The organism is Pseudomonas sp. SMSB3, from assembly GCF_052041965.1.
Taxonomy (GTDB): domain Bacteria; phylum Pseudomonadota; class Gammaproteobacteria; order Pseudomonadales; family Pseudomonadaceae; genus Aquipseudomonas.
The window spans coordinates 267,128-293,242 of sequence record NZ_JBKGGV010000001.1 but is presented as its reverse complement, the minus strand read 5'-3'; the positions used below and the strand labels follow the sequence as shown (position 1 = coordinate 293,242).

Sequence of the window (26,115 nt, the reverse complement as noted above, 5' to 3'; positions counted from 1 at the left end):
CCCATGGCGCTTGAACGCTGCGACGTGGAAAAGATCGCCCATCTGGCCCGCCTGGGCCTGAATGACGGCGAACTGCCACGCATTACCGATGCCCTCAACAGCATTCTCGGGCTGGTCGACCAGATGCAAGCGGTCGACACCAGCGGCATCGAGCCGCTCGCCCACCCCCTGGAGGCCAGCCAGCGCCTGCGTCCCGACCAGGTCACCGAAAGCAACCAGCGCGATGCCTATCAGGCCATCGCACCCTCGACCGAAAGCGGTCTGTACCTGGTTCCGAAAGTCATCGAGTAAGGGAAAGAGCCTGCCATGCATGAATTGACCCTGGCCGAGATCGCCCGCGGACTCGCCGACAAGTCGTTTTCCTCCGAAGAGCTGACCACCGCGCTGCTGGCGCGGGTCAAGCAACTCGACCCGCAGATCAACAGCTTCATCAGCGTCACCGAAGACCTGGCCCTGCAACAGGCGCGCGCCGCCGACAGCCGCCGCGCGGCCGGCGAAAGCGGTGCCCTGCTGGGCGCACCGATCGCCCACAAGGACCTGTTCTGCACCCTGGGCGTGCGCACCAGCTGCGGCTCGAAGATGCTCGACAACTTCAAGGCCCCGTATGACGCCACCGTGGTCAGCAAGCTGGCAGCCGCCGGCATGGTGACCCTGGGCAAGACCAACATGGACGAGTTCGCCATGGGTTCGGCCAACGAATCGAGCCACTACGGCGCGGTGAAGAACCCGTGGAACCTCGAGCACGTGCCCGGCGGTTCGTCCGGTGGTTCGGCGGCCGCCGTGGCCGCGCGCCTGTTGCCGGCCACCACTGGCACCGACACCGGCGGCTCGATCCGCCAGCCGGCCGCCTTGACCAACCTCACCGGCCTCAAGCCGACCTACGGCCGGGTTTCGCGCTGGGGCATGATTGCCTATGCCTCCAGCCTCGACCAGGGCGGCCCGCTGGCTCGCACCGCCGAAGACTGCGCGCTGCTGCTGCAAGGCATGGCCGGCTTCGACAGCAAGGATTCGACCAGCATCGACGAACCGGTCGCCGACTACAGCGCCAGCCTCAATGGCTCGCTGCAAGGCCTGCGCATCGGCCTGCCGAAGGAATACTTCGGTGCTGGCCTCGATCCGCGTATCGCCGACCTGGTCCAGGCCAGCGTCAAGGAGCTGGAAAAGCTCGGCGCCGTGGTCAAGCAGATCAGCCTGCCGAACATGCAGCACGCGATTCCGGCCTACTACGTGATCGCGCCTGCCGAAGCGTCGTCGAACCTGTCGCGTTTCGACGGCGTGCGCTTCGGCTACCGCTGCGCAGAACCCAAGGACTTGACCGACCTGTACAAGCGTTCGCGTGGCGAAGGCTTCGGCAGCGAAGTGCAGCGCCGCATCATGGTCGGCACCTACGCCCTGTCGGCTGGCTACTACGATGCCTACTACGTCAAGGCCCAGCAGATCCGCCGCCTGATCAAGAACGACTTCATGGCCGCCTTTGCCGATGTCGACCTGATCCTTGGCCCAACCACGCCGAACCCGGCCTGGAAACTTGGGGCCAAGGGCAGCGACCCGGTCGCCGCCTACCTGGAAGACGTCTACACCATCACCGCCAACCTGGCGGGCCTGCCGGGCCTGTCGATGCCAGCCGGCTTCGTCGACGGCCTGCCGGTCGGCGTGCAACTGCTGGCCCCGTATTTCCAGGAAGGCCGCCTGCTCAACGTCGCGCACCGTTACCAGCAAGTCACCGACTGGCACACCCGCGCCCCTAACGGCTTCTGAGGAATTCACACATGCAATGGGAAGTTGTGATCGGGCTGGAGATTCATACCCAGCTGGCCACCCAGTCGAAGATCTTCTCCGGCAGCGCCACCACCTTCGGCGCCGAGCCGAACACCCAGGCCAGCCTGGTTGACCTGGGCATGCCTGGCGTATTGCCGGTGCTCAACCAGGAAGCCGTGCGCATGGCGTGCATGTTCGGCCTGGCGATCGACGCCGAGATCGGCAAGCGCAACGTGTTCGCGCGCAAGAACTACTTCTACCCCGACTTGCCCAAGGGCTACCAGATCAGCCAGATGGACCTGCCCATCGTTGGCAAGGGCCACCTGGACATCGCCCTGGAAGACGGCACCATCAAGCGCATCGGCGTCACCCGCGCGCACCTTGAAGAAGATGCTGGTAAAAGCCTGCACGAAGACTTCAGCGGCTCGACCGGCATCGACCTGAACCGCGCCGGCACGCCCCTGCTGGAAATCGTCTCCGAGCCGGACATGCGCAGCGCCAAGGAAGCCGTGGCCTACGTCAAGGCGATCCACGCGCTGGTGCGTTACCTGGGCATCTGTGACGGCAACATGGCCGAAGGATCGCTGCGCTGCGACTGCAACGTGTCGATCCGCCCGAAAGGCCAGACCGAGTTCGGCACGCGCTGCGAAATCAAGAACGTCAACTCGTTCCGCTTCATCGAGCGCGCCATCAACAGCGAGATCCAGCGTCAGATCGACCTGATCGAGGACGGCGGCAAGGTGGTGCAGGAAACCCGCCTGTACGACCCGAACAAGGACGAGACCCGCTCCATGCGCAGCAAGGAGGAAGCCAACGACTACCGTTACTTCCCTGACCCGGACCTGCTGCCGGTAGTGATCGAGGACAGCTTCCTGGAAACCGTGCGTGCCGGCCTGCCTGAACTGCCGCCGCAGAAGGTCGAACGCTTCCAGCATCAGTACGGCCTGTCGGCCTACGACGCCAACGTGCTGGCCTCCAGCCGTGAGCAAGCCGACTACTTCGAAGACGTGGTGAAGAGCGGTGGCGACGCCAAGCTGGCCGCCAACTGGGTCATGGTCGAACTGGGCAGCCTGCTCAACAAGCTGGGTGTCGAGATCGACCAGGCGCCGGTCAGCGCTGCCCAGCTGGGCGGGATGCTGCTGCGCATTCGCGACAACACCATCAGCGGCAAGATCGCCAAGACTGTGTTCGAAGCCATGGCCGCCGGCGAAGGCGATGCCGACAGCATCATCGACAGCCGCGGCCTCAAACAGGTCACCGACACCGGGGCGATCGACAAGATGCTCGACGAAGTACTGGCGGCCAACGCCGAGCAGGTCGAGCAGTACCGCGCCGCCGACGAGGCCAAGCGCGGCAAGATGTTCGGCTTCTTCGTCGGCCAGGCCATGAAAGCCTCCAAAGGCAAAGCCAACCCTGGGCAGGTGAACCAACTGCTCAAAGCCAAGCTCGAAGGCTGACCTGAAAAAGCGCTGAGGGCCTGGCCCTCGATCGCAGGTGATTCGCCGCCAGCGTCCCTCGTGCGGGGCGGCGGATCCACCGCGATGCCGCACAAGGAGAGCACCTGTTTTGCTGAAAAAACCCCTTGGCGCCGTGGCGCTGTTCTCTCTGCTGGCCGGCTGCGCCAGCCACGATATCGACCCCCGCGGTTACAACCAGACCGGCACCGCGTCCTATTACGGCTCGCGCCACCATGGCAAACGCACAGCCAGTGGCGAAGCATTCAACCAGCGCGGCCTGACCGCTGCCCATCGCAGCCTGCCCTTTGGAAGCCGCGTTCTGGTCACCAACCTTGCCAATGATCGTAGCGTGGTGGTGCGCATCAACGACCGTGGCCCGCATACCCGTAGCCGACTGATTGACCTGTCACGCGCTGCAGCGGAAAAAATCGGCATGCTGCGTAGCGGAACGGCGCGCGTGCGAGTACAAGGTTTGAGTGACTGATCTGACAGGAGCGTCACCATTTTCGATCTGGCCACCCTCCCCACCTTCAGCCTGCTGCAAATGGGCATCGCCCTGCTGTTGCTGGTCGCCGGCGCCGAATTGCTGGTGCGTGCAGCCCTGCGCCTGGCCCAGCGCCTGCACGTGCGGCCGCTGATCATCGGCTTGAGCCTGGTGGCCTTCGGCAGCACCGCGCCGCAACTGACGGTCAGCCTGCAGGCGGCGTACCAAGGCGCCCCGGATGTCGCCGTGGGCAGCGTGGTCGGCAGCAACATCTTCAACGTCCTGGTCATTCTCGGCCTTGCCGCACTGGTCATTCCGCTGCGCGTTTCGCGCCAACTGGTGCGCCTGGATATTCCCTTGATGATCGCTGCCAGTGTCCTGGTCTATGGCCTCTGCGCCAATGGCCATCTGGGGCGACTTGAAGGGCTCGTGCTGCTGCTTGGCCTTGGGGGATACCTGGGCATGCTGTGGCATCAATCGCGCCACTACGCGCGCACCTACCCTGCCCCGGATGCGCAGGCGGCGCACGCTGGGCGGTTCTGGGCGGCGACGCTGTTGCAGGTGCTGTGCGGCCTGGTCTTGCTGAGCCTGGCCGGACACCTGTTGCTGGAGGCCGCGATCGAGGTGGCGACCGACCTTGGCCTGTCCGAACGGGTCATCGGCCTTACCGTGGTGGCCATTTGCACGTCGCTACCGGAACTCGCCGCCGCGCTGATCGCAGCGCTGCGCGGCGAGCGCGAGATCGCCGTGGGCACGGTGATCGGCAGCAACCTGTTCAACCTCCTGGCAGTACTGGGCCTGACCGCTGTGCTCACGCCCGAGCCGCTGAGCATTTCACCCAATGCCTTGGCCTTCGACCTGCCGGTGATGCTGGGCGTCGCCGCGTTGAGCTTGCCGGTGTTCTATTCCGGCTATCGCATCACACGCGTCGAGGGGCTGGTGTTTCTGTGCCTGTATCTGGCCTACGGGCTGCACGTGGCAGCCTTCACCATGGGCATGCCACTGGCCGGGCGGCTGGAGCGGCTGATGCTGTTCTACGCACTGCCGGTGCTGGCGGCGGTAGTGCTGTTCACTACGCTGCGGGCGTGGCGGCGACAGCACTGACGCGTCGGGGGGAAAAGGGCCCGCGCTGCGGGCGGGCCCGTGGGGTCAGCGTGCCTGGCGCGCTTTTTTCAGCTTGAACGCGCCCCACAGCACCAGGATCCACGCTGGAATCAGCATCACCGATATGCGGATGGGCGGCGTCAGGTACATCACCACCAGAATCAGCACGATGAACGCCAGGCACAGGTAGTTGGTCAATGGATGCCCCCAGCTCTGGTAGAACGGGGTAATGCCACGGGCCAGCTTGGCTTTGCGGAATTTCAAGTGGGTGATGCTGATGCTGGCCCAGTTGATCACCAGTGCCGACACAGCCAGCGCCATCAGCAGGCCGAACGCCTCGCCCGGCATCAGGTAGTTGATCAACACGCACAGGCCGGTGGCGAAAGCCGACACACCAAGGGCGGTCAATGGCACGCCACTGCGGCTGACCTTGAGCAGCTGACGCGGCGCGTCACCTTGGCTGGCCAGGCCAAACAGCATACGGCTGTTGGCGTACACGCAGCTGTTGTACACCGACAGCGCTGCGGTCAGGACCACGATGTTGAGAATGGTGGCGACCAGGTCGCTGTCCAGTTCATGGAAGATCATCACGAACGGGCTACCGCCCTGCACGACTTTCTGCCACGGGTACAGCGACAGCAGCACTGCCAGTGCGCCGATGTAGAAGATCAGGATCCGGTAGACCACCTGGTTGGTCGCCTTGGGAATGCTCTGGCGCGGGTTGTCGGCTTCGGCGGCGGTGATGCCGACCAGCTCCAGGCCGCCGAACGAGAACATGATGACGGCCAGCGCCATGACCAAACCGCCGACCCCATTGGGGAAGAACCCACCGTATTGCCAAAGGTTGGCCACGCTGGCGTCAGGGCCGCCGTTGCCGCTGCTCAGCAACCAGGCACCGAAGCCAATCATGCTGACGATCGCCACGACCTTGACCAGGGCGAACCAGAATTCCATCTCGCCGTAGACCTTCACCTGGGTCAGGTTGATCAGGTTGATCGCCACGAAGAAGATCGCCGCCGTGGCCCAGGTGGGGAAGTCCGGCCACCAGTACTGCACATAGATGCCGACGGCGGTAAGTTCGGCCATGCCGACCAGCACGTACACCACCCAGTAGTTCCAGCCGGAGACGAACCCGGCGAATTCGCTCCAGTACTGGTGGGCGAAGTGGCTGAAACTGCCGGCGACCGGCTCCTCGACCACCATTTCACCCAGCTGGCGCATGATGAAAAAGGCCATCAGGCCGGCGATGGCGTAGCCCAGCAACACGGCCGGGCCGGCCAGCTGGATGGTCTGGGCGATGCCCAGGAACAGGCCGGTGCCGATGGCCCCGCCCAGCGCGATCAGCTGGATATGGCGATTCTTCAGCCCGCGCTGCAATCGCTCGGGCGTGCTCTGGTCTTGCATGAAGTGTCCTTAAGCTCAGTGAGGCCGTGTTATTGCTGTTGTGTGCAGACAAGGATCTAGATCCACCCGCCCCACTGCAAGATGAAAATACCAATGTTGGTGGTGATCGCCGCCATCAGCGTGGTGATCACGATGATCGACGCCGCCAGCTCATGGTTGCCATTGGCCGCACGGGCCATGACGTAGCTGGCAGCAGCGGTCGGGCTGCCGATGTACAGGAACAGGATACCCAGCTCGGCGCCACGAAAACCGCACAGCCAGGCCCCCAGGGTGCCGATCAGCGGCAGCCAGACCATCTTCACCAGGCTGGCATCGATGGCCAGCCGGCCACTGTCGCGCAAGGCCGAAAGCGACAGGGTCCCGCCGATGCAGATCAGCGCCAGCGGCAAGGTCATCTGCGCCAGGTAATCGCCAGAGGTCAGCAGCCAGTTGGGCAGCGCGACCTGGCCGTAGGCCATCGGCGTGGCCGCCAGCACACTGAGGATCAACGGGTTGCTGAAGATGCTCTTGCAGATGCTCCACGGGTCGGACTTCAAGTCCGGGCTGTAGACTGCCAGGACTACCGCCGACAGCGAGTTGTAGAGCAGGATGACCAAGCCTGCCAGCACCGCGCCCAGGGAGATGCCGTAGTCGCCATACAGGCTGGCGGCCAGGGCCAGGCCAATCACGCCGTTGTTACCGCGAAATGCGCCCTGGGTGTAGATGCCGCGCTCGGCCACCGGGCTGCGCCATATGGCCATGCCCCAGGCCACGGCGAAACCGATCAAGGTGGCGACGATGAAATAGAGAATGACCTTGGGCTGCACCGCAGTGGCCAGGTCGGCATGGTAGATACCCAGGAACAACAGCGCCGGCATGCACACGTTGAACACCAGCTGCGAGGCGACCCGGTTGAAGTTGTCGTCGACCAGGTGGATGCGTTTGAGCAGCACGCCCATGAACAGCATGGCGAACACCGGTGCCGTGATGTTCAAGGTCTGGATGAGTAGGGCGAGCATACGCAAGCGATCCTGCAGAGGTTGCCGTCAGGCGGCTAATGATACGCCAACGCGTCATGAAATGCGGGGATCTGCACAAGCCTGCAGCAAGTTCTTGCCGATAACGGCCTCTTCGTGAGCAAGCACGCTTGAATGAAAGCGCGCCTGCTGACGAAGCGCCTGGCGCAGGCTCAGCGGCGTACCGGTCGCTTCTGCAGCTTGCGTTGCAGGGTGCGGCGGTGCATGCCCAGCGCTCGCGCTGTGGCAGAAATATTGCCTTCGTGTTCGTTCAACACGCGCTGGATGTGCTCCCACTGCAGGCGGTCGACCGACATCGGGTTTTCCGGAACCAAGGTGTCCAGGTCGGCATGCTCGGACAGCAGTGCCGCCAGTACATCATCGGCATCGGCCGGCTTGCACAGGTAGTTGCACGCACCGCGCTTGACCGCTTCGACCGCCGTGGCAATGCTCGAGTAGCCGGTGAGGATCACCACGCGCATCTCCGGGTCCAGCGCCAGCAGCTTGGGCAGCAGCACCAGGCCCGAGTCACCTTCCATCTTCAGGTCCAGCGTGGCGTAGTCCGGCAGGTCCTGCTGGGCGAGGATCAGGCCCTCTTCAGCCGACCCTGCAGTGCTCACGCGAAAACCGCGGCGGCTCATGGCACGCGCCATGACCCGGGTAAAGGTGGCGTCATCGTCCACCAGCAGCAGGTGCGGCAGCTCTTCGCCTTCGACCTGGATTTCTTCGCTCATCATTCATCTCCTCGCGTGCCATGGGGCAGGCGCAGTTCGGTCAGGGTGCCACCCTGCTCATGACTATAGAGTTTTACCGAACCGCCCGCACGGGTCACGCTGGCCTTGCTCAAGAACAGGCCCAGGCCGAAGCCTTTGCCCTTGGTGGTAATGAAGGGTTTGCCGATCGCCTCGGCGATGGCCGGCGGTACGCCCGGGCCATGATCGCGGATGCTGATCAGGATGTCCTGGGCGTCCCAGTCGAGGGTCACCTGCAGGTCATCGGGGCAGGCGTCGGCCGCATTGTTCAGCAGGTTCAACAACGCCTGGGTCAGGTCCGGTGGCGGTGTCAGGCGCGGCACCTGGCCATCACGCAGGCGCTGGAAGCGATAACTGGCTTCCGGGCGCATCAGGTGCCAGCGGTTCAACGCTTCGTCGAGCCAGGCGGTGACATCCTGCTCGACCACCGCCAGGCGCCGGTTGGCTTCGGCAGCGCGCACCAACTGCTGCAGGGTTTCCTTGCACAACTTGACCTGGTCCTGAAGGATCTGCAGGTCTTCTTGCAGCAACGGATCGGTATGGTCCTGGCGCATCTCGTTGAGCAGCACGCTCATGGTCGCCAACGGTGTGCCCAGTTCGTGGGCGGCGCCGGCGGCCTGAGTGGCGACGGCGAGCAGTTGTTCGTCGCGCAGGCTCTCTTCGCGCCGCTCGGCACGCAGTTGCTCCTGGCGCCGCAGTTCTTCGGCCATGCGCGCAGCAAAGAAGGTGATCACGGCCGCGGCCAAGGCGATACTCAGCCACATGCCATACACCTGCATCTTGTCGCGCGCCATGGGCAAGCCTTCGAGCGGGTAGAACTGCACCAGCAACAGGCTGTAGGCGGTCAGGGCGATGCCGGAGAGGATCAGTGAATAAAGCCAAGGCAAGGTCACCGCGGCGATCGCCAGCGGCACCAGGTAGTAGGAGACGAACGGGTTGGTGGAGCCGCCTGAGTAATACAGCAACGCGCTGTGAATCAACAGGTCGCAGGCCAATTGCAGGGCGTACTCGGTTTCGGTGACCGGCACCGACAGGCGCAGGCGCAGCGCGGTGAAAGCGCAGAGCAGCGACGACAGCGCCAGCGTCGCAGCCAGCGACAGCCAGGGCAGCGGCAGCAGGTCGGTCCAGTAGGCAACGCCCACCGAACCTGCCTGGGCGGCCAGTACCAGAACGCGAATGACAGTCAGGCGCCAGAGGTTCTGGCGGGTGGCGGACAGCGGTTGTGCAGCGGCGAGCATGCGCTCTCCCGATAAATGCAGCGGAAAAAATCGGCTGAAGTATACCCAAGCCTGGGCCTTGGCTGCAGCGATGCGGCAAAGCGCCACAGTTTGTCACAGGTTGCCGAGGCCAGGCGTGAACCCACTACACTGATCCCGGTCCTATGGGCCATGCGTGGAACGGACAGCCACACGCCACGCCCACTTTTGCCAAGGAGTTCTTCATGCATATGCCACGTCGCAGCGCCGCTCTGGTCCTTTCTTGCGGTCTGCTTGCCACCCTGCCGGCCCTGGCGGCCGACGAGCCGCGCTTCAACCAGGTATCGCTGCGCGCTGAAGTCAGCAAGGAAGTGGCGCGCGACCTGATGGTCGTGACCCTCTACAGCGAAGCGCAGAATACCGACCCGGGCAAGCTCGCCAAGCAGATCACCGAAACCATGAACAAGGCCGTGCAGCAAGCGCGCCAGGCCAAGGATGTGAAGATCAGCCAGGGCAGCCGTAACAGCTACCCGGTCTATGACACCAAAGGCCAGAAGATCACTGGCTGGCGCGAGCGCGCCGAACTGCGCCTAGAAAGCGCTGATTTCCCGGCCCTCTCGCAGCTCACTGCCGACCTGTTGCAGGACTTGAAGATGGGCGGCATGGACTTCTCCATCGCCCCGGCAACGCGCAAGGCCAGCGAAGACGAGCTGCTCAAGGACGCCGTCAACGCCTTCAAGGCCCGCGCGCAGCTGGCCACCGAAGCGCTCGGCGGCAGCGGCTACAAGGTGGTGAGCCTGAACCTCAATAGCTCCGGCTACCCTCGCCCGTACCTGCGCAGCGCGCCGATGGCAATGAAAGCGATGGGCGCTGACGAGGCGGCGCCGGCGCCAGACATCGAGGCCGGCACCAGTGAAGTCAGCATGAATGCCGACGGCCTGATCGAAGTGCAGATGCCCTGAGGTCCGTAGGGCGTCGACCGCTTGTAGGTCGGCCCACCCCAGTGAGAGCGGCCCTGCCGGGCTGCTCTCACACACCATTGCAATAGAAAGTCAGACTCTTCCTACGCACAAATAAGGTGCTTCCTACACATTCCTCTGCCTCGAAATGTTCTGCAAAAAGCCATCATTTCGCCTGCGCAAACGTTCAACTTCAGCAAAAGTTACACGGATGCGACATCCATGTACGCCCGTACTACTTTTCTGACGCCAACTATCCTTCTGAGTGTTGCATTGGGAATACCCCCTGCATAAGTATCCGCAGGTCGGCTCACGAGGCCGCCTCGATCACAACGACAACAATGAGGCCACCATGCTCAAACACGCAGTCATTCCGTTCCTGTTAGGCGCAGGTCTACTGGCCGGCGCACCGCTGGCACAGGCCGCCTCCAACCTGGTGTTCTGCTCCGAGGGCAGCCCGGCGGGCTTCGACCCTGGCCAGTACACCACCGGGACCGACTTCGATGCCTCGGCCGAGACGGTATTCAACCGCCTCACCCAGTTCGAGCGCGGTGGCACCGCCGTGATTCCGGGGCTGGCCAACAGCTGGGAGGTGGCCGACGACGGCAAGACCTATACCTTCCACCTGCGCGAAGGGGTCAAGTTCCACACCACCGACTACTTCAAGCCCAGCCGTGAATTCAACGCCGACGACGTGTTGTTCACCTTCAACCGCATGCTCGACAAGGATCACCCGTTCCGTAAGGCCTACCCCACCGAATTCCCCTACTTCACCGACATGGGCATGGACAAGAACATCGCCAAGGTCGAAAAGCTCGACGACCACACGGTCAAGTTCACCCTCAACGACGTGGACGCCGCGTTCATCCAGAACCTGGCCATGAGCTTCGCCTCGATCCAGTCTGCCGAATATGCCGCGCAGCTGCTCAAGGACGGCAAAGCCGCCGATATCAACCAGAAGCCCATTGGCACGGGTCCCTTCGTGTTCAGCAAATACCAGAAGGACGCGCAGATCCGCTTCAAGGGCAACAAGGACTACTGGAAGCCTGAGGACGTGAAGATCGACAACCTGATCTTCGCCATCACCACCGACGCCTCGGTGCGCATGCAGAAGCTGAAGAAGAACGAGTGCCAGGTCACGTTGTTCCCGCGTCCAGCCGACATTGCACCGCTCAAGGCCGACAAGAACCTGCAGATGCCCCAGCAGGCCGGCTTCAACCTGGGCTACATCGCCTACAACGTGATGGACAAGATCAAGGGCAGCAATGAACCCAACCCCATGGCCCAGCTCAAGGTGCGCCAGGCCCTGGACATGGCCGTGGACAAGCAGAAGATCATTGAATCGGTGTACCAGGGCGCCGGCCAACTGGCCGTCAATGCCATGCCACCGACCCAGTGGTCCTACGATCAGAGCATCAAGGATGCCCCGTACGACCCTGAAAAAGCCAAGCAGTTGCTCAAGGAAGCCGGCATCAAGGACGGCACCGAAATCACCTTGTGGGCCATGCCCGTACAGCGCCCGTACAACCCCAACGCCAAGCTGATGGCCGAGATGCTGCAGGCCGACTGGGGCAAGATCGGCATCAAGGCCAAGATCGTCAGCTATGAATGGGGCGAGTACATCAAGCGCTCCAAAGGCGGCGAGCAAGGCGCCATGCTGATCGGCTGGAGCGGCGATAATGGCGACCCCGATAACTGGCTGGGCACGTTGTATGGCTGCGATGCGATCGACGGCAACAACTTCTCCAAGTGGTGCTACAAACCCTACGACGACCTGATCAAGCAAGCCAAGGCCACTTCCGACCAGGCCAAGCGCACTGAGCTCTATCAAAAAGCCCAGCACATCCTCAAGGAGCAGGTGCCGATCACCCCGATCGCCCACTCCACGGTCTACCAGCCGATGAGCGCCAAAGTGAAGGACTTCAAGATCAGTCCGTTCGCGTTGAACGCCTTCTACGGCGTCAGCGTGGACAAGTAAGCCAAGGTTGGCACCCGTCGCCACCCGGCGCGGGTGCCTTCCACCGCCACGAGCACTGCACCTCTGCTTCAGCGCTATCCGCGCCGGAGTCGGGAAACTGTTGCCGCCATTGCTACCCCGATGGCGGTCGCGACAGCTGGAAAAGGAACCGCCATGCGCCCCATCACCCGCCTTTCTACCTTGCTCGCGATTGGCCTGTTGAGCCAGTCCCCCGCCCTTCAGGCAAAGAACCTGGTGTTCTGCTCCGAAGGCAGCCCCGCCGGGTTCGACACCGCCCAGTACACCAGCGCCACCGACAATGACGCCGCCGAGCCGCTGTACAACCGCCTGGTGGAGTTCGAGCGCGGCGGTACTGCCGTGCACCCGGCGCTGGCGACCCGATGGGAGGTGACCGACGACGGCCTGCGCTACACCTTCCATCTGCGCGAAGGCGTCAAGTTCCACGCCAACAAACAGTTCACCCCCAGCCGCGACTTCAATGCCGATGACGTGCTGTTCACCTTCCAGCGCATGCTCGACAGGCAGCAGCCGTTTCGTCAGGCCTACCCCACGGAATTTCCGTATTTCGTCAGCATGGGCCTGGACAAGAACATTGCCCGCGTGGAAAAGACCGACCCCTTGACCGTGGTCTTTACCCTCAACCAGGTCGATGCCGCCTTCATCCAGAACCTGGCCATGAGTTTCGCCTCGATCCTGTCTGCCGAATATGCCGAACATTTGCTCGCCAGCGGGCGACCCAGCGACATCAATCAGCAGCCGATCGGCACCGGCCCGTTCGTGTTTCAGCGTTACCAGAAGGACTCGCAGATCCGCTACAAAGGCAATCTGCAGTACTGGGCAGCCGACCAGGTCAAGATCGACAACCTGGTGTTTTCCATCAATACCGACCCCTCGGTGCGCATCCAGAAGCTACGGCGTAACGAGTGCCAGGTCACCCTTCACCCGCGCCCAGCCGACCTGCCGGCGCTCAAGGCCGACCCCAAGCTGCAGGTGATGCAACAGCCGGGCTTCAACCTGGGCTATATCGCTTACAACACCCAGCACCCGCCATTCGACCGCCTGGCGGTGCGCCAGGCCATGGACATGGCGGTGAACAAGCAGGCCATCCTCCAGGCGGTGTACCAGGACTCGGGGCAGTTGGCGGTCAACGCGATGCCGCCGACCCAGTGGTCCTACGACAACAGCCTCAAGGACGCGCCGTACGATCCGGACAAGGCTCGCCAGCTGCTGCAGCAGGCCGGTGTCGCACCAGGCACCGAGATCACGCTGTGGGCCATGCCGGTGCAGCGCCCCTACAACCCCAATGCCAAGTTGATGGCCGAGATGCTGCAGGCCGACTGGAACAAGCTGGGCCTGAAGGTGCGCATCGTCAGTTACGAATGGGGCGAATACCTCAAACGCATGAAAACCGGCGAGCACGATGTCGCCCTGATCGGCTGGACCGGCGACAACGGCGACCCGGACAACTGGCTCGGCACCCTCTACAGCTGCGATGCCGTCGGCAGCAACAACTACTCGCGCTGGTGCGATCAGCAGTACGACAGCCTGATCAAGCAGGCCAAGCGGGTCACCGACCGCGAACAGCGCAGCGCGCTCTACCAGCAGGCCCAACAGCGTCTCAAGCAACAGGTACCGATCACCCCGGTGGCGCACTCCACGGTCAACCAGCCGCTGAGCCTGAAGGTGACTGACTTCAAGGTCAGCCCGTTTGGGCGCAACGATTTCAGCGGCGTGGGCATCGACTGACCGTGCTCGCGTAGGCAGCACGCCCCCCTTTTTGCCCGGCCATTGCGGGCGACCCTGGCAACACCGCAGCAGAAAACCCGGCCCACGAGGCCAGGCAATAACTAAAAGAACGAAAAGGGAGCTTTTATCTTGAAACCATTGATCTTGACCACCTTGGCCCTGTCCATCGGCACCCTGTGCGCCGTGGCCCAGGCCGATCCGCAGAGCCAGGACTACGTTCCGATCAGCTTGAAGTCGGCCAGCGAGCAGGACCAGGCCGAGGGTTTTCTCGAGGGTCAGAGCCTGTCCGGCAGCACGCGCAACTGGTTCGCCCGCGAACGCGCCACGCGCGCGCCGCTGTGGCGCTATTACAAGAGCGACGGCAGCCGCCACGATAGCCACAGTCGCGACAACTGGGTGCAGGGCACCATCCTCAACTACAGCTCAGGCTTCACCCAGGGCACCATCGGCTTTGCCGTCGAGGCCGCCGGCTACAACGCCATTGCCCTGGAGCGCGGCCGCGCGGCGATCGCCGGGCCCAACAACCGCACGTTGACCCACAGCGACGGTGACCCCGTCGGTCAGTGGAGCAAGATGGGCCTGGCCAACGTCAAGGCGCGCGTGTCGAACACCACGCTCACCCTCGGTCGCCAATCGGTCGATACCCCGATGCTTGCCTACATCGGCAACCGCGCCCTGCCCTCGAGTTTCCAGGGCGCCTTCCTGCACAGTGCCGAATTCGACAACCTGTCCATCGACCTGGGCACTTTCGACCGCGTTTCGCCGCGAACCGAACAGAGCCTGAGCAAGTTTCGCAGCGAATATGGTGCCGCCGGGGTCGAAACCGATCGCGCCAGCACCGCCGGGGTCAACTACCAGCCCTTCAAGAGTTTGACCACCAGCCTCTACGCGACCAAGGTCGATGACTTCTGGAACCAATACTATTTCGGTGCCAGCCATGTGCTGGGCGACAGCGCCGTGCTTGCCCTGAGCACCGGCCTGAACTACTACAAGACCGTGGACGAAGGCCGCAAGAAGATGGGCGAGATCGACAACGACACCTACAGCGTGTCGCTGGGCCTGACCCACCAGGCGCACACCCTCACGGCCTCGTGGCAACAGGTCAACGGCAACGAGTACTTCGATTACCTGCATGAAACCAACGGCATCTACCTGGCCAACTCGCTGCTGTCGGACTTCAACGGTCCGAATGAGAAATCCCTGCAGCTGTCGTATGTGCTGAACATGGCGGCGTACGGCGTGCCGGGCCTGAAGTTCAACCTCTACAATGCCCGCGGCTGGGGCATCGACGGCACCCATTACCGGGGCAACGCCTACGACGTCAACGGCCTGGAGGGTGAAACCCACTACGAGTGGGGCATCGGCACTAGCTATGCGGTGCAGAGCGGGCCTTTGAAAGACACCAGCATCCGTGCCACCTACACCGCGCACCGGGCCAGCAAGGCCCAGGCCGACGGTAGCCTGGACGAATTGCGCATCGTCACCACCATCCCCTTCAACATTCTTTGACCGTCGCCGTGGCCTGCATGGCTGCAGGCCACGGCAGCTACGCTGGAATCAACGCACGCAGGGAGTTTCCATGACATCGCTAACGCTGCGCACTGCCTTGGCAGCGATCATCCTCGGCGCCGCCGGTCACTTGGCGGCCAAGCCCTTGGTGGTCTGCACCGAAGCCAGCCCGGAAGGTTTCGACATCGTCCAGTACACCACGGCGGTCACCGCCGATGCCTCGGCCGAAGCGCTGTTCAATCGGCTGGTCGACTTCAAGCCTGGCACCACCGATATCGAGCCGGCGCTGGCAGAGCGCTGGGAAATCTCGGCCGATGGCCTGACCTACACGTTTCACCTGCGCCAAGGCGTGAAGTTCCACCGCACCGAGTACTTCACGCCCACTCGCGACTTCAATGCCGACGACGTGCTATGGAGCTTGAACCGCCAGCTCGACCCGAGCCATCCGTGGCACGACAAGACCAGTGTCGGTTACCCCTATTTCGAAAGCATGGCCTTCAAGGACCTGCTCAAGTCGGTGAGCAAGACCGACGAGCACACCGTGGTCATCACCCTCACCCGCCCCGAGGCGCCATTCCTGCGCGACATGGCCATGGCCTTCACCTCGATCTACTCGGCCGAATATGGCGATCAACTGCTCAAGGCCGGCAAGACCGCCGAGCTCAACAGCAAGCCGATCGGCACCGGGCCATTCATCTTCCAGCGCTACAACAAGGACGCCCAGGTTCGCTACAAGGCCAACCCGGACTATTTCCGCGGCAAGCCCCCGGCCGATGCCCTGGTGTTCGCCATCGCCACCGACAGCAACGTGCGCCTGCAGAAACTGCGCGCCAACGAATGCCAGGTGGCCCTCTATCCCAAACCCGATGACGTGCCGTTGATCAAGAAAGACCCGACACTCAAGGTCGCCGAGATCGAAGCTTTGGTCACCGGCTATATCTCGATGAACACCGAGCACAAGTACCTGAGCGACGTGCGCGTGCGCAAGGCCATCAACATGGCCTTCGACCGCCAGACCCACATCGACCAGTTGTTCGGCAAGGGCAATGCGCTGGTCGGGGTAAACCCTTACCCACCCACCCTGATCGGCTACAACACCGAGAACAGCAACCCGCCGCGCGATCTGGCCAAGGCCCGTGAGCTTCTCAGGCAAGCCGGGGTGCCAGAGGGCACGGTGATCACCCTGTTCACCCGCAACGGCGGTGGCCCAACCAACCCCAACCCGCGCCTGTCCGCCGAAATGCTCCAGGCTGACCTCAAGCAGATCGGCTTGAAGCTGGATATCCGCGTGATGGAATGGGCCGAGATGCTGCGCCGCGCGAAAAAGGGCGAGGCGGACCTGGTGTCGACTGGCTGGGCCGGCGACAACGGCGACCCCGACAACTTTCTCAGCCCGCTGCTTAGCTGCGATGCGGCGAAAAGCGGCGAGAACTATGCGCGCTGGTGCAATCCAAGGTTTCAGGCGTTGATCAGCCGCGCCCGCGAGGTGATCGACAACGAGCAACGCGCCAGCCTCTATGCCGAGGCACTGAAAGTGTACGATGACGAGCAACCGTGGATCAGCATGGCCCATCCGAAGATGTTCACCGCCATGCGCGCAAACGTGGAGGGTTATGTGATCAGCCCTCTGACCAATAACAACTTCGCCACTACCCGGGTGAAGTAGAACAACAACGATCGCCGGGACCCCACAAGGGCACCGGCGGCACTGCGTGACCTGTTGATGAGGTAACCCTGACAATGTTGAGTTTTATTGCCCGGCGCCTGGGCCTGTTGATACCGACCTTCTTCGGTATCACCTTGCTGACCTTCGCGCTCATACGCCTGATCCCCGGCGACCCGGTGGAAGTGATGATGGGCGAACGCAGGGTCGACCCCGAAATGCATGCCCAGGCCATGGAGCGCCTGGGCCTGAACAAACCGCTGCCGGTCCAGTACCTGGACTATGTCGGCAAGCTGGCCCAGGGCGACCTGGGTGAGTCATTGCGCACCCGCGAGAGTGTCTGGCGCGAATTCCTCACCCTGTTCCCCGCCACCTTGGAACTGGCCATGGCCGCGCTGCTGTTCGCCGGCGTGGTCGGCCTGCTGGCCGGCGTGATCGCGGCGCTCAAGCGCGGCTCGCTGTTCGACCATGGCGTGATGGGCATCTCCCTGGCCGGTTACTCGATGCCGATCTTCTGGTGGGGCCTGATCCTGATCATGTTCTTCTCGGTAAGCCTGGGCTGGACGCCGGTTTCCGGGCGCATCGACCTGCTCTACGACATCGAGCCGAAGACCGGCTTCATGTTGATCGACACCCTGCTCAGCGATGAAGAAGGCGCGTTCAAGGACGCACTGATGCACCTGATCCTGCCGGCCATCGTGCTCGGCACCATTCCGCTGGCGGTGATCGCCCGCATGACCCGTTCGTCGATGCTTGAGGTCCTGCGCGAGGATTACATCCGCACCGCCCGGGCCAAAGGCCTGTCGCCGGCGCGCGTGGTATTCGTGCACGGGCTGCGCAACGCGCTGATCCCGGTACTGACGGTGTTCGGCCTGCAGGTCGGCACATTGCTGGCTGGCGCGGTACTCACCGAAACCATCTTCTCCTGGCCGGGCATCGGCAAATGGCTGATCGAAGCCATCGGCGCCCGTGACTATCCCGTGGTCCAGAACGGCATCCTGTTGATCGCCTGCCTGGTGATCCTGGTCAACTTCGTCGTGGACATCCTCTACGGCCTGGCCAACCCTCGCATCCGTCATCAGCGCTGAGGCCTTGCCATGACTAGCCCTATTCCGAAAACCGTGACACCGACCGCCGTGGTGGACCAGAGCCTGCTCTACCCATCGCCCTACAAAGAATTCTGGCAAGCCTTCGCGCGCAACAAAGGCGCGGTGGCGGGCCTTGCCTTCATGAGCGTGGTGGTGTTCTGCGCGCTGTTCGCCCCATGGGTCGCGCCCCATGACCCGAGCGAGCAGTACCGCGACTACCTGCTGACGCCACCGGTGTGGCTCGAAGGCGGGACCTGGCAGTTCGTGCTGGGCACCGACGAACTGGGCCGCGACCTGCTGTCCCGCCTGATCCAGGGCGCACGGCTGTCGCTGCTGATCGGCCTGTCGTCGGTGGTGATGTCACTGATCCCAGGCATTCTGCTGGGGCTGCTGGCTGGCTTCTTCCCACAGCTGCTGGGGCCTTCGATCATGCGCCTGATGGATGTGATGCTGGCGCTGCCGTCGCTGCTGTTGGCCGTGGCCATCGTCGCCATTCTCGGCCCCGGCCTGATCAACACCGTGATCGCCATCGCCATCGTCTCGCTGCCCTCCTACGTGCGCCTGACCCGGGCGGCGGTGATGGGCGAGCTGAACCGCGACTACGTGACCGCCGCACGCCTGGCCGGAGCCGGCTTGCCTCGGCTGATGTTCGTCACCGTGCTACCCAATTGCATGGCCCCGCTGATCGTGCAGGCGACCTTGAGTTTCTCCTCGGCCATCCTCGACGCCGCAGCGCTGGGTTTCCTGGGCCTGGGCGTGCAACCGCCGACGCCTGAATGGGGCACCATGCTCGCCTCGGCGCGCGATTACATCGAGCGCGCCTGGTGGGTGGTGAGCCTGCCCGGCCTGACCATCTTGCTCAGTGTGCTGGCAATCAACCTGATGGGCGACGGTCTGCGCGATGCGCTGGACCCGAAACTCAAGAACGCCGCCTGAGGAGAACGCCATGTCACTGTTGCAGATCAACAACCTGAACGTGCGCTTCGGCGACAGCAACGCGGTACCGGTGGTCGATGGCCTGGACCTGGCGGTGGAGGCCGGCGAGATCCTGGCCATCGTCGGCGAATCCGGGTCGGGCAAATCGGTCACCATGATGGCGCTGATGGGGCTGATCGACGCCCCTGGGCGCATTACCGCCGACACCCTGACCTTCGACGGCACCGACATGCTGCGCCTGAGCGGCCGGCAGCGGCGCAACGTGGTGGGCAAGGACATCGCCATGGTTTTCCAGGACCCGATGACTGCGCTCAACCCCAGCTACACGGTCGGCTACCAGATCGAGGAGGTGCTGCGCCAGCACCTGGGCCTGAAGGGCAAGGCTGCGCGGCAGCGCGCCCTGGAACTGCTCAAGAAGGTCGAAATCCCCGCCGCCGAAAGCCGGCTTGATGCCTATCCGCACCAACTCTCCGGCGGCATGAGCCAGCGCGTGGCGATTGCCATGGCGATCGCCGGCGAGCCCAAGCTGCTGATCGCCGATGAGCCGACCACGGCACTGGATGTGACCATTCAGGCGCAGATCATGGAGCTGCTGGTGAACCTGCAGCAAGAGCGCAACATGGCGCTGATCCTGATTACCCATGACCTGGCCGTGGTGGCGGAAACCGCCAGACGGGTCTGCGTGATGTATGCCGGGCAAGCGGTTGAAGTCGGTCAGGTGCCTGAGCTGTTCGACATCCCCGCCCATCCTTACACCGAGGCGTTGCTGGCGGCGATTCCCGAACACAGCCTGGGCGCCGAACGCCTGGCGACGCTGCCGGGTATCGTGCCGGGTCGCTACGACCGCCCGCAGGGCTGCCTGCTGTCGCCGCGCTGCCCTTATGTACGTGACAACTGCCGGCGCGAACGCCCGGCGCTGGACCCCAAGGCGCAGAGCCTGGCGCGGTGCTTCTATCCATTGAACCAGGAGGTGGCGTGATGGCCGTCGTTCTCACCGCACGGGAGCTGACCCGGCATTACGAAGTCTCCCGCGGATTGTTCAAGGGCCACGCCACGGTCCGCGCGCTCAATGGTGTGTCGTTCGAGTTGGAGGCGGGCAAGACCCTGGCCGTGGTCGGCGAATCGGGCTGCGGCAAGTCGACCTTGGCGCGGGCCTTGACCCTGATCGAAGAGCCCTCCTCCGGCTCGCTGCAGATTGCCGGCACCGAGGTGACAGGCGCCAGCAAACGTGAGCGCAAGCAATTGCGCCGCGACGTGCAGATGGTGTTCCAGAGCCCCTACGCCTCGCTCAACCCGCGGCAGAAAATCGGTGACCAGTTGGCCGAGCCGCTGCTGATCAACACCTCGCTGAGCAAGGCCGAGCGCCGCGACAAGGTGCAGAAGATGATGGAGCAGGTCGGCCTGCGCCCGGAGCATTACCAGCGCTATCCGCATATGTTCTCCGGTGGCCAGCGCCAGCGTATCGCGCTGGCGCGGGCGATGATGCTGCAGCCGAAGGTGCTGGTGGCCGACGAGCCAACCTCGGCGCTGGATGTGTCGATCCAGGCCCAGGTGCTGAACCTGTTCATGGATCTGCAGCAGGAGTTCAACACCGCCTATGTGTTCATTTCGCACAACCTGGCGGTGGTGCGGCATGTCGCCGATCAGGTGCTGGTGATGTACCTGGGGCGCCCGGCAGAAATGGGCCCCAAAGAGGATATCTACGAAAGACCGCTGCATCCGTATACCCAGGCGCTACTGTCGGCCACGCCTGCCATTCACCCGGACCCGCTCAAGCCGAAGATCCGCATCGCCGGGGAACTGCCCAATCCGTTGAACCCGCCCGAGGGCTGTGCTTTTCACAAGCGCTGTCCGTACGCCACTGAGCGGTGTGCCAAGGAAGTGCCGGCGTTTCGCCACGTGGGCAGTCGCCAGGTGGCCTGCCACTACGCCGAGCAATTTCTCTGATCACAAGGATGCAAAAAGGGCCGCTTGGCGGCCCTTTCTGGTCAGTGCATGAAAATCGCGATCAGGATGATAACTGGAATCGGTACCCCGAGCATCCATAGCAGGATCGAGCGCATGTCGTTTCTCCTTGTTTGACGGCTTAACGTTGAATGGTGCGGTGAGTGGCGTACTCGCCTTCGAGCCACTGCACGTGGTCACGACGGCGGCCGCCGTACAGTGCAGCCAGGCTGGCGAAGAAGGCGCCACACAGCAGGGCGACGAAGGTCCACAGCGTGGTCCAGGCAGCGACTTTGGCTGCGGTGTCGGCGGCCTGCTTGGCATCGGTTTTCAGTTGTTGCACTTGGGCCATGACCTGGTCGACACGTGCTTCGGCTTCAGGCTGGGTCAAACGGGTGCGCTGGGCGACCAGCTGCGCCAGATAAGCGCGGTCTTCGGCAGGCAAGGCGCCGTCACCGGCAACGCCTTTGGCAATGATGCGTGCGGCTACGCCGTTGGCGGCATCGTCACTGACCGGCGCCGGGCCATCGCCACGGAACAGGCTGTCGACGAAATAGCCCATCGAATTGTCGTTGTCGCCGGAGGCTGCGGCGCCGCCTGCTGCGGCAGTCACGGTCACGGCCTGGGATGCAGCGCTGGCGCCAGCACCGATCAGGTTACCGGCAGTGCCCAGTACCAGCACGGCAGCGACCAAGGTCGCGACGGCCCAGGACAGGAAACCATGGGCGGTGTCGCGGAAGTACACCTCGTCACCGTGCAGATTTGCCCACTTCACCCGCAGGCGACCGGCCATGTAGCCGCCCAGGCCTGAGGCGATGATCTGCGTAAGCAGCAGCCAGACGATGGTGGAAATGCCCAGCGCCTTGGCGCTCGCGCCTTCGTCAGCCCACGGCGACGTTGCAGCGAAGCCCAACCCGGCACCTAGAAGTACCAGGATCAGGGACACGGCAGCGGCAGCGGCAGCGCCAGCGAAAATCGCCGCCCAGGACACACCTGAGCGGCTTTGGGTATCGACAACGGGGTAGTCGGCAGAAGGAATCATGATGTGATCGCCTGTAGGTTATTAGCGAGAGGTCCATTCGCGCAGTAACCATTGCAGCGCCTGTGCCAGCTGTGACAAAAAATGACCATCAGCGAAATCAACGACTTAGCGATTTCAGTTGATTTATTACCGTGCAAAATGCGCGAATCGCCAATCTGCATCAGGTGTTCTGCAATTCTTGTCCCGGATCGAGCAGCCAGGCATCATCCCAGCATGACCCTACCCGATGGCCCCGCACAGACCCCGATCACGGCCGACACAGTGCTGCGCTACCACCTGTGCTGGAAACGTCGCGACCTGGACGGCGTCATCGCGCTGTACCACCCCGACGTCCACTACCACGACTTCTTCCAGAACCGCGTGCTGCGCCTGGCCGAGTTGCGTGATTACGTGCGTGCGTGCCTGCCGCATCAGGCGGGCGAAGAGATCGTCCACAGCGACCGCATCCGCGTCGATGGCTGTACCGCCTTCATTCAATACCAGGTCACCGTGCAAGGCGGTGAAGGCCTGGCGGTGTTCGAGTCCAGCGAGGCGATCACGGTAGTCGATGGCCTGATCTGGCGCGTACATGAATACGCCACCTTGGTCCGGCGCGCAGCCACGGGTATCCGCGCCGCCGGCCCACGTCCGGCGACCAGTCGCCTGGGCTTGTCGCCCCGGCAGCTGTCGACCATGGCGCAGGACCTGGAGCATTACTTCAAGCGCCAGCGGCCGTACCTGGACCCGGAGCTGGACCTGCAACAGGTGGCCGAGGCCAGTGGCTATAGCCGCAACCAGATTTCCTACCTGCTCAACCAGGTACTCGGGCAGAGCTTCTACCGCTACGTGAATCAGGCGCGCCTGCAGCACCTGATGGCCAGCCTGGAAGACAAAGCGGTGGCAGCGACCATCGACGACCTGGCGTTCAGTGCCGGCTTCAACTCACTGTCGGCGTTCTACAAGTGCTTCCGCGCCCACACCGGGCTGACGCCCAAGGCCTACCTCAGGCAAATTTCTGTGCGTGCACGCACGTAAGACACGCACCGCAGCGCGCCACTAGCATCGCCACAGACCTGGACAGATGTGGAAAACGATTCGATGCAAAGCCTGCGCTCACTCAGCCTGTGGATGGACCAGCTTGACGAGCCGCTGTGCGCCCGCCCGGCCCTGCGTCACGACCTGGATCTGGACGTGTGCATCATTGGCGCAGGTTACACCGGGTTGTGGACGGCCTATTACCTCAAGCGCCAGGCTCCACAGCTGAACATCGCCATCATCGAAGCCAACATCGCAGGCTTTGGCGCCTCGGGGCGCAATGGCGGCTGGTTGATGGGCAACGTGCTGGGCGAAGACCGTCTGCTCGCCAGCCTGTCCCCGCAGCAGCGCAGAGCCAGCATCGATTTGCTGCACGGCATTCCCGATGAGGTGCACCGGGTGCTGCAGCGCGAAGCCATCGACTGCGACTACCGCAAAGGCGGCGTGCTGTACTGCGCGGCGCGTTATCCCGAGCAGGAACGTGGCCTGCGCGCCTATCTGGACGACTTGTACCGCCAGGGCATGAGCGAGGACGATTACCGCTGGCTGCGGCCTGAGCAGCTCGACCTGCATGTACGCATGAGCAATGCCTACGGCGCCATCTACAGCCCGCATACCGCCACCGTGCAGCCGGCCAAGCTGGTTCGTGGCCTGGCCCGGGCGGTGGAAGCACTGGGGGTGACGATTTACGAAAATACCCCGGCCATCGACTGGCAACCCGGCGCGGTACGCACGCCCTTGGCGCGCATCGGTTGCCACTGGGTGGTGCCCGCCGTGGAAGGTTACGCCGCTAGCCTGCCGCCGCTTGGCAAGCACCAGATCCCGGTGCAGAGCCTGCTGGTGGCCACCGAGCCGCTTCCAGCGTCGGCCTGGGCGCAAATTGGCTTGGCCGAAGGCCAGGCTTTCAGTGAGAGCAGCCGCCAGGTCACTTACGGTCAGCGCACCGCCGACGATCGCCTGGTGTTCGGTGCCCGCGGGGGTTACCGCTTCGGTGGCCGCCTGCGCGAGGACTTCAACCTGCAAGCGCATGAGATCGAACTGCGCCGCTACCTGTTCAGCGATCTGTTCCCCCAACTCAAGCACGCCCGCATCACCCATTCCTGGGGCGGTAACCTGGGCATGGCGCGGCGCTTTCGTCCGCACATGCTGTGCGACCGCCAGCGCGGTATCGCCTTGGCTGGCGGCTACGGCGGCGAAGGCGTGGGCGCAACCAACCTGGGCGGGCGCACGTTGGCGGCGCTGATCCTCAATCAGCACAACGCGCTGACCGCACAACCCTGGGTGCTGGATAACCGCCCGATATCCAGCCTGGCCAGCTGGCCGCGCGAACCCTGCCGCTGGTTGGGCTACAACGCCATCATCCAGAGCTTTGTCCACGAAGACCGGACCCTTGCCAATGCCGCCAGCCCGCCCTGGCGGCGGCGCTTGGCCAGCGGCCTGGCGGACTTCATGGAAGGTTTCATGCACTGATTTCTCCCCCGACACAGGATCCAGCTGCCATGAGCATCACCCAGTTCAAACACACAGAACGCGCGACCCTTGAGAGCAGCAGCCCAGTCGCGGTGCCGCTGGGCGAGCCGGTGGCGGTGACCTCGGTCACCAGCGTCGAGCGCAGCGATGGGGTCGAGACCGGCATCTGGGAGTGCACACCCGGGCGCTGGCGGCGGCAGATCGTGCAGCAGGAGTTCTGTCATTTCATCAAGGGTCGCTGCACCTTCACCCCGGATGGCGGCGACCCCTTGACCCTAGAAGCCGGAGACGCATTGATGCTACCGGCCAACAGCGTGGGGACCTGGGACATCCAGGAAACCGTGCGCAAGACTTACGTACTGATTTTCTGACCCGCTGATCGCCTGCCTTCGATAACAACAGACAAAGCAAGGTATCCCGACATGCGCACTTTCCTGTTCGCTCCTTTGATGCTCGCCGCGAGCATCGCCAGCGCCGCCGAGACGGTGAAGATCTACAACTGGTCGAGTTATGTCGCGCCAGACACGCTGAAGCACTTCCAGCAGGCCACCGGCATCGTGCCGACCTACGACGTCTACGACAGCAACGAAACCCTTGACGGCAAGTTGATGACCGGCAACTCAGGCTACGACGTGGTGTTTCCCTCCAACCACTTCATGGCCAGGCAAATCCAGGGCAAGGCGCTCAAGCGCCTGGACAAGTCGCAACTACCCAACTGGCACAACCTCAACCCGGTATTGCTCAAGGCGCTGGAGGTCAACGACCCTGGCAACCAGTATGGTTTCCCGTATCTGTGGGGCAGCACCGGCATCGGCTACAACATCGACAAGGTCAAGGCCGTGCTGGGCAATGACGCACCGGTAGACTCGTGGGACCTGATCTTCAAGCCCGAATACATGAGCAAGCTAAAAAGCTGCGGCGTGGCGGTGCTGGACAACGGTCCCGAGCTGCTGCCGATCGCCCTGCACTACCTCGGCTTGCCTCACCATAGCCAGAACCCGGCTGACTACGACAAGGCCAAGGCCTTGCTGATGCAGGTGCGACCGTACATCAGTTACTTCCATTCCTCGAAGTACACCGGGGATCTGGCCAATGGCGATATCTGTGTGGTGGTGGGGTTCTCGGGCGATGTGCTGCAGGCGAAAAACCGCGCCGATGAGGCCCATAACGGTGTGAAGGTGGGCTACTCGATACCTAAGGAAGGTGCGCCGATGTGGTTCGACATGGTCGCCATGCCCGCCGATGCGCCAGACGAAAAGGCCGGCTATGCGTACATGAATTACCTGCTGCAGCCTGAAGTGATGGCCAACATCAGCAACCACGTGCAGTACGCCAACGGCAATCTCAAGGCCGACGAGCTGGTCGAGCCGGCGCTCAAAGGCAATACGATGATCTACCCCAGCGCAGAGGTAATGGGCAAGCTATATGCACTCGAGGCAATGCCAGCCAAGATCGACCGCATCCGCACCCGTATCTGGACCAGCATCAAGGCGGGGAACTAGCGGCAAGCTGCAAGAAAAAGCGGACCGGTGTGGGGTATCGCGGTTTTTGTACCGGACCGCTCCCATGACGACGGACTGCCTGTGCTTTTACTTGCAGCTTGCAGCTTGGCGCTG

Annotated in this window: 23 protein-coding genes; 18 read left to right on the top strand and 5 right to left on the bottom strand. The window is 63.3% G+C overall.

What is annotated here, in order from left to right; genetic code table 11:
* Positions 1–3 precede the first annotated feature (3 nt).
* The 5 genes from gatC to ACLEJW_RS01315 all read left to right on the top strand — a co-directional run bounded on the left by gatC (position 4) and on the right by ACLEJW_RS01315 (position 4,803).
* Positions 4–291: an Asp-tRNA(Asn)/Glu-tRNA(Gln) amidotransferase subunit GatC gene (gene gatC, locus ACLEJW_RS01335; protein ID WP_145185183.1), complete on the top strand. Its 288-nt coding sequence runs from the start codon at positions 4–6 to the stop codon at positions 289–291.
* Between the two features lie 15 nt (positions 292–306).
* A complete protein-coding gene (gene gatA / locus ACLEJW_RS01330) occupies positions 307–1,758 on the top strand; it encodes an Asp-tRNA(Asn)/Glu-tRNA(Gln) amidotransferase subunit GatA (RefSeq protein ID WP_313295548.1) in 1,452 nt (483 codons plus the stop codon).
* Between the two features lie 11 nt (positions 1,759–1,769).
* Positions 1,770–3,215 (top strand): Asp-tRNA(Asn)/Glu-tRNA(Gln) amidotransferase subunit GatB, encoded by a 1,446-nt coding sequence (gene gatB, locus ACLEJW_RS01325; protein ID WP_145185179.1) that lies wholly within the window; start codon positions 1,770–1,772, stop codon positions 3,213–3,215.
* 109 nt (positions 3,216–3,324) lie between these two features.
* On the top strand, positions 3,325–3,699 hold the full coding sequence (locus ACLEJW_RS01320; RefSeq protein ID WP_178108303.1) for a septal ring lytic transglycosylase RlpA family protein: 375 nt from the start codon (positions 3,325–3,327) through the stop codon (positions 3,697–3,699).
* Between the two features lie 60 nt (positions 3,700–3,759).
* Positions 3,760–4,803, top strand: coding sequence for a calcium/sodium antiporter (locus ACLEJW_RS01315; protein ID WP_313456100.1), 1,044 nt, complete (start codon positions 3,760–3,762; stop codon positions 4,801–4,803).
* 45 nt (positions 4,804–4,848) lie between these two features.
* Here the strand turns inward: ACLEJW_RS01315 and ACLEJW_RS01310 are convergent, their stop codons facing one another.
* The 4 genes from ACLEJW_RS01310 to ACLEJW_RS01295 form a co-directional block, all read right to left on the bottom strand.
* The gene (locus ACLEJW_RS01310) at positions 4,849–6,207 is read right to left on the bottom strand and encodes an amino acid permease (RefSeq protein ID WP_145185175.1); all 1,359 of its coding nucleotides are present in this window, start codon (positions 6,205–6,207) and stop codon (positions 4,849–4,851) included.
* Between the two features lie 56 nt (positions 6,208–6,263).
* Complete coding sequence (locus tag ACLEJW_RS01305; protein WP_440776875.1) at positions 6,264–7,205, bottom strand: AEC family transporter; 942 nt, start codon at positions 7,203–7,205, stop codon at positions 6,264–6,266.
* A 170-nt stretch (positions 7,206–7,375) separates the two neighbouring features.
* The gene (locus tag ACLEJW_RS01300; protein ID WP_145185171.1) at positions 7,376–7,936 is read right to left on the bottom strand and encodes a response regulator transcription factor; all 561 of its coding nucleotides are present in this window, start codon (positions 7,934–7,936) and stop codon (positions 7,376–7,378) included.
* Positions 7,936–9,192 (bottom strand): ATP-binding protein, encoded by a 1,257-nt coding sequence (locus ACLEJW_RS01295; RefSeq protein WP_145185168.1) that lies wholly within the window; start codon positions 9,190–9,192, stop codon positions 7,936–7,938. The genes ACLEJW_RS01300 and ACLEJW_RS01295 overlap by 1 nt, the downstream gene beginning before the upstream one ends.
* Before the next feature lie 203 nt (positions 9,193–9,395).
* Here ACLEJW_RS01295 and ACLEJW_RS01290 point away from each other — a divergent pair, with 203 nt between their 5' ends.
* From ACLEJW_RS01290 to ACLEJW_RS01250, 9 genes are all read left to right on the top strand, one after another.
* Positions 9,396–10,112, top strand: a complete 717-nt coding sequence (locus tag ACLEJW_RS01290; protein WP_145185166.1) for an SIMPL domain-containing protein — start codon at positions 9,396–9,398, stop codon at positions 10,110–10,112.
* Positions 10,113–10,461: 349 nt separating this feature from the next.
* The gene (locus ACLEJW_RS01285; RefSeq protein WP_440776874.1) at positions 10,462–12,087 is read left to right on the top strand and encodes an ABC transporter substrate-binding protein; all 1,626 of its coding nucleotides are present in this window, start codon (positions 10,462–10,464) and stop codon (positions 12,085–12,087) included.
* Positions 12,088–12,240: 153 nt separating this feature from the next.
* Complete coding sequence (locus tag ACLEJW_RS01280; RefSeq protein WP_145185160.1) at positions 12,241–13,833, top strand: ABC transporter substrate-binding protein; 1,593 nt, start codon at positions 12,241–12,243, stop codon at positions 13,831–13,833.
* A 129-nt stretch (positions 13,834–13,962) separates the two neighbouring features.
* Complete coding sequence (locus ACLEJW_RS01275) at positions 13,963–15,342, top strand: OprD family porin (protein WP_313456107.1); 1,380 nt, start codon at positions 13,963–13,965, stop codon at positions 15,340–15,342.
* Positions 15,343–15,412: 70 nt separating this feature from the next.
* The gene (locus ACLEJW_RS01270) at positions 15,413–17,008 is read left to right on the top strand and encodes an ABC transporter substrate-binding protein (protein ID WP_145185154.1); all 1,596 of its coding nucleotides are present in this window, start codon (positions 15,413–15,415) and stop codon (positions 17,006–17,008) included.
* Positions 17,009–17,082: 74 nt separating this feature from the next.
* Entirely contained in the window at positions 17,083–18,093 is a 1,011-nt protein-coding gene (locus ACLEJW_RS01265; protein WP_145185151.1) for an ABC transporter permease subunit, read from the top strand.
* A 9-nt stretch (positions 18,094–18,102) separates the two neighbouring features.
* Positions 18,103–19,029, top strand: coding sequence for an ABC transporter permease subunit (locus tag ACLEJW_RS01260; RefSeq protein ID WP_145185147.1), 927 nt, complete (start codon positions 18,103–18,105; stop codon positions 19,027–19,029).
* A gap of 10 nt (positions 19,030–19,039) precedes the next feature.
* Entirely contained in the window at positions 19,040–20,008 is a 969-nt protein-coding gene (locus tag ACLEJW_RS01255) for an ABC transporter ATP-binding protein (protein WP_313295529.1), read from the top strand.
* Positions 20,008–20,976 carry a peptide ABC transporter ATP-binding protein gene (locus ACLEJW_RS01250; RefSeq protein WP_145185143.1) on the top strand — a complete coding sequence of 323 codons (969 nt, stop codon included), beginning with the start codon at positions 20,008–20,010 and terminating at the stop codon, positions 20,974–20,976. Before ACLEJW_RS01255 ends, ACLEJW_RS01250 begins: the two co-directional genes overlap by 1 nt.
* A gap of 139 nt (positions 20,977–21,115) precedes the next feature.
* Here ACLEJW_RS01250 and ACLEJW_RS01245 read toward each other — a convergent pair whose 3' ends face one another.
* Positions 21,116–22,015 carry a hypothetical protein gene (locus ACLEJW_RS01245; protein ID WP_145185141.1) on the bottom strand — a complete coding sequence of 300 codons (900 nt, stop codon included), beginning with the start codon at positions 22,013–22,015 and terminating at the stop codon, positions 21,116–21,118.
* A gap of 213 nt (positions 22,016–22,228) precedes the next feature.
* Between ACLEJW_RS01245 and ACLEJW_RS01240 the strand changes: the two genes are divergently transcribed.
* From ACLEJW_RS01240 to ACLEJW_RS01225, 4 genes are all read left to right on the top strand, one after another.
* A complete protein-coding gene (locus ACLEJW_RS01240; RefSeq protein ID WP_313295525.1) occupies positions 22,229–23,029 on the top strand; it encodes a helix-turn-helix domain-containing protein in 801 nt (266 codons plus the stop codon).
* A 63-nt stretch (positions 23,030–23,092) separates the two neighbouring features.
* The gene (locus tag ACLEJW_RS01235; protein WP_313295523.1) at positions 23,093–24,499 is read left to right on the top strand and encodes an NAD(P)/FAD-dependent oxidoreductase; all 1,407 of its coding nucleotides are present in this window, start codon (positions 23,093–23,095) and stop codon (positions 24,497–24,499) included.
* A gap of 29 nt (positions 24,500–24,528) precedes the next feature.
* Complete coding sequence (locus ACLEJW_RS01230) at positions 24,529–24,870, top strand: cupin domain-containing protein (protein ID WP_145185135.1); 342 nt, start codon at positions 24,529–24,531, stop codon at positions 24,868–24,870.
* 51 nt (positions 24,871–24,921) lie between these two features.
* Positions 24,922–26,001: a polyamine ABC transporter substrate-binding protein gene (locus ACLEJW_RS01225; RefSeq protein WP_313295519.1), complete on the top strand. Its 1,080-nt coding sequence runs from the start codon at positions 24,922–24,924 to the stop codon at positions 25,999–26,001.
* Positions 26,002–26,115 lie beyond the last annotated feature (114 nt).

Coding starts and splice junctions, on each gene's coding strand:
- gatC (WP_145185183.1), top strand. CDS start 4: ATGGCGCTTGAACGCTGCGACGTGGAAAAGATCGCCCATCTGGCCCGC.
- gatA (WP_313295548.1), top strand. CDS start 307: ATGCATGAATTGACCCTGGCCGAGATCGCCCGCGGACTCGCCGACAAG.
- gatB (WP_145185179.1), top strand. CDS start 1,770: ATGCAATGGGAAGTTGTGATCGGGCTGGAGATTCATACCCAGCTGGCC.
- ACLEJW_RS01315 (WP_313456100.1), top strand. CDS start 3,760: ATGGGCATCGCCCTGCTGTTGCTGGTCGCCGGCGCCGAATTGCTGGTG.
- ACLEJW_RS01310 (WP_145185175.1), bottom strand. CDS start 6,207: ATGCAAGACCAGAGCACGCCCGAGCGATTGCAGCGCGGGCTGAAGAAT.
- ACLEJW_RS01305 (WP_440776875.1), bottom strand. CDS start 7,205: ATGCTCGCCCTACTCATCCAGACCTTGAACATCACGGCACCGGTGTTC.
- ACLEJW_RS01300 (WP_145185171.1), bottom strand. CDS start 7,936: ATGAGCGAAGAAATCCAGGTCGAAGGCGAAGAGCTGCCGCACCTGCTG.
- ACLEJW_RS01295 (WP_145185168.1), bottom strand. CDS start 9,192: ATGCTCGCCGCTGCACAACCGCTGTCCGCCACCCGCCAGAACCTCTGG.
- ACLEJW_RS01290 (WP_145185166.1), top strand. CDS start 9,396: ATGCATATGCCACGTCGCAGCGCCGCTCTGGTCCTTTCTTGCGGTCTG.
- ACLEJW_RS01285 (WP_440776874.1), top strand. CDS start 10,462: ATGCTCAAACACGCAGTCATTCCGTTCCTGTTAGGCGCAGGTCTACTG.
- ACLEJW_RS01280 (WP_145185160.1), top strand. CDS start 12,241: ATGCGCCCCATCACCCGCCTTTCTACCTTGCTCGCGATTGGCCTGTTG.
- ACLEJW_RS01270 (WP_145185154.1), top strand. CDS start 15,413: ATGACATCGCTAACGCTGCGCACTGCCTTGGCAGCGATCATCCTCGGC.
- ACLEJW_RS01265 (WP_145185151.1), top strand. CDS start 17,083: ATGTTGAGTTTTATTGCCCGGCGCCTGGGCCTGTTGATACCGACCTTC.
- ACLEJW_RS01260 (WP_145185147.1), top strand. CDS start 18,103: ATGACTAGCCCTATTCCGAAAACCGTGACACCGACCGCCGTGGTGGAC.
- ACLEJW_RS01255 (WP_313295529.1), top strand. CDS start 19,040: ATGTCACTGTTGCAGATCAACAACCTGAACGTGCGCTTCGGCGACAGC.
- ACLEJW_RS01250 (WP_145185143.1), top strand. CDS start 20,008: ATGGCCGTCGTTCTCACCGCACGGGAGCTGACCCGGCATTACGAAGTC.
- ACLEJW_RS01245 (WP_145185141.1), bottom strand. CDS start 22,015: ATGATTCCTTCTGCCGACTACCCCGTTGTCGATACCCAAAGCCGCTCA.
- ACLEJW_RS01240 (WP_313295525.1), top strand. CDS start 22,229: ATGACCCTACCCGATGGCCCCGCACAGACCCCGATCACGGCCGACACA.
- ACLEJW_RS01235 (WP_313295523.1), top strand. CDS start 23,093: ATGCAAAGCCTGCGCTCACTCAGCCTGTGGATGGACCAGCTTGACGAG.
- ACLEJW_RS01230 (WP_145185135.1), top strand. CDS start 24,529: ATGAGCATCACCCAGTTCAAACACACAGAACGCGCGACCCTTGAGAGC.
- ACLEJW_RS01225 (WP_313295519.1), top strand. CDS start 24,922: ATGCGCACTTTCCTGTTCGCTCCTTTGATGCTCGCCGCGAGCATCGCC.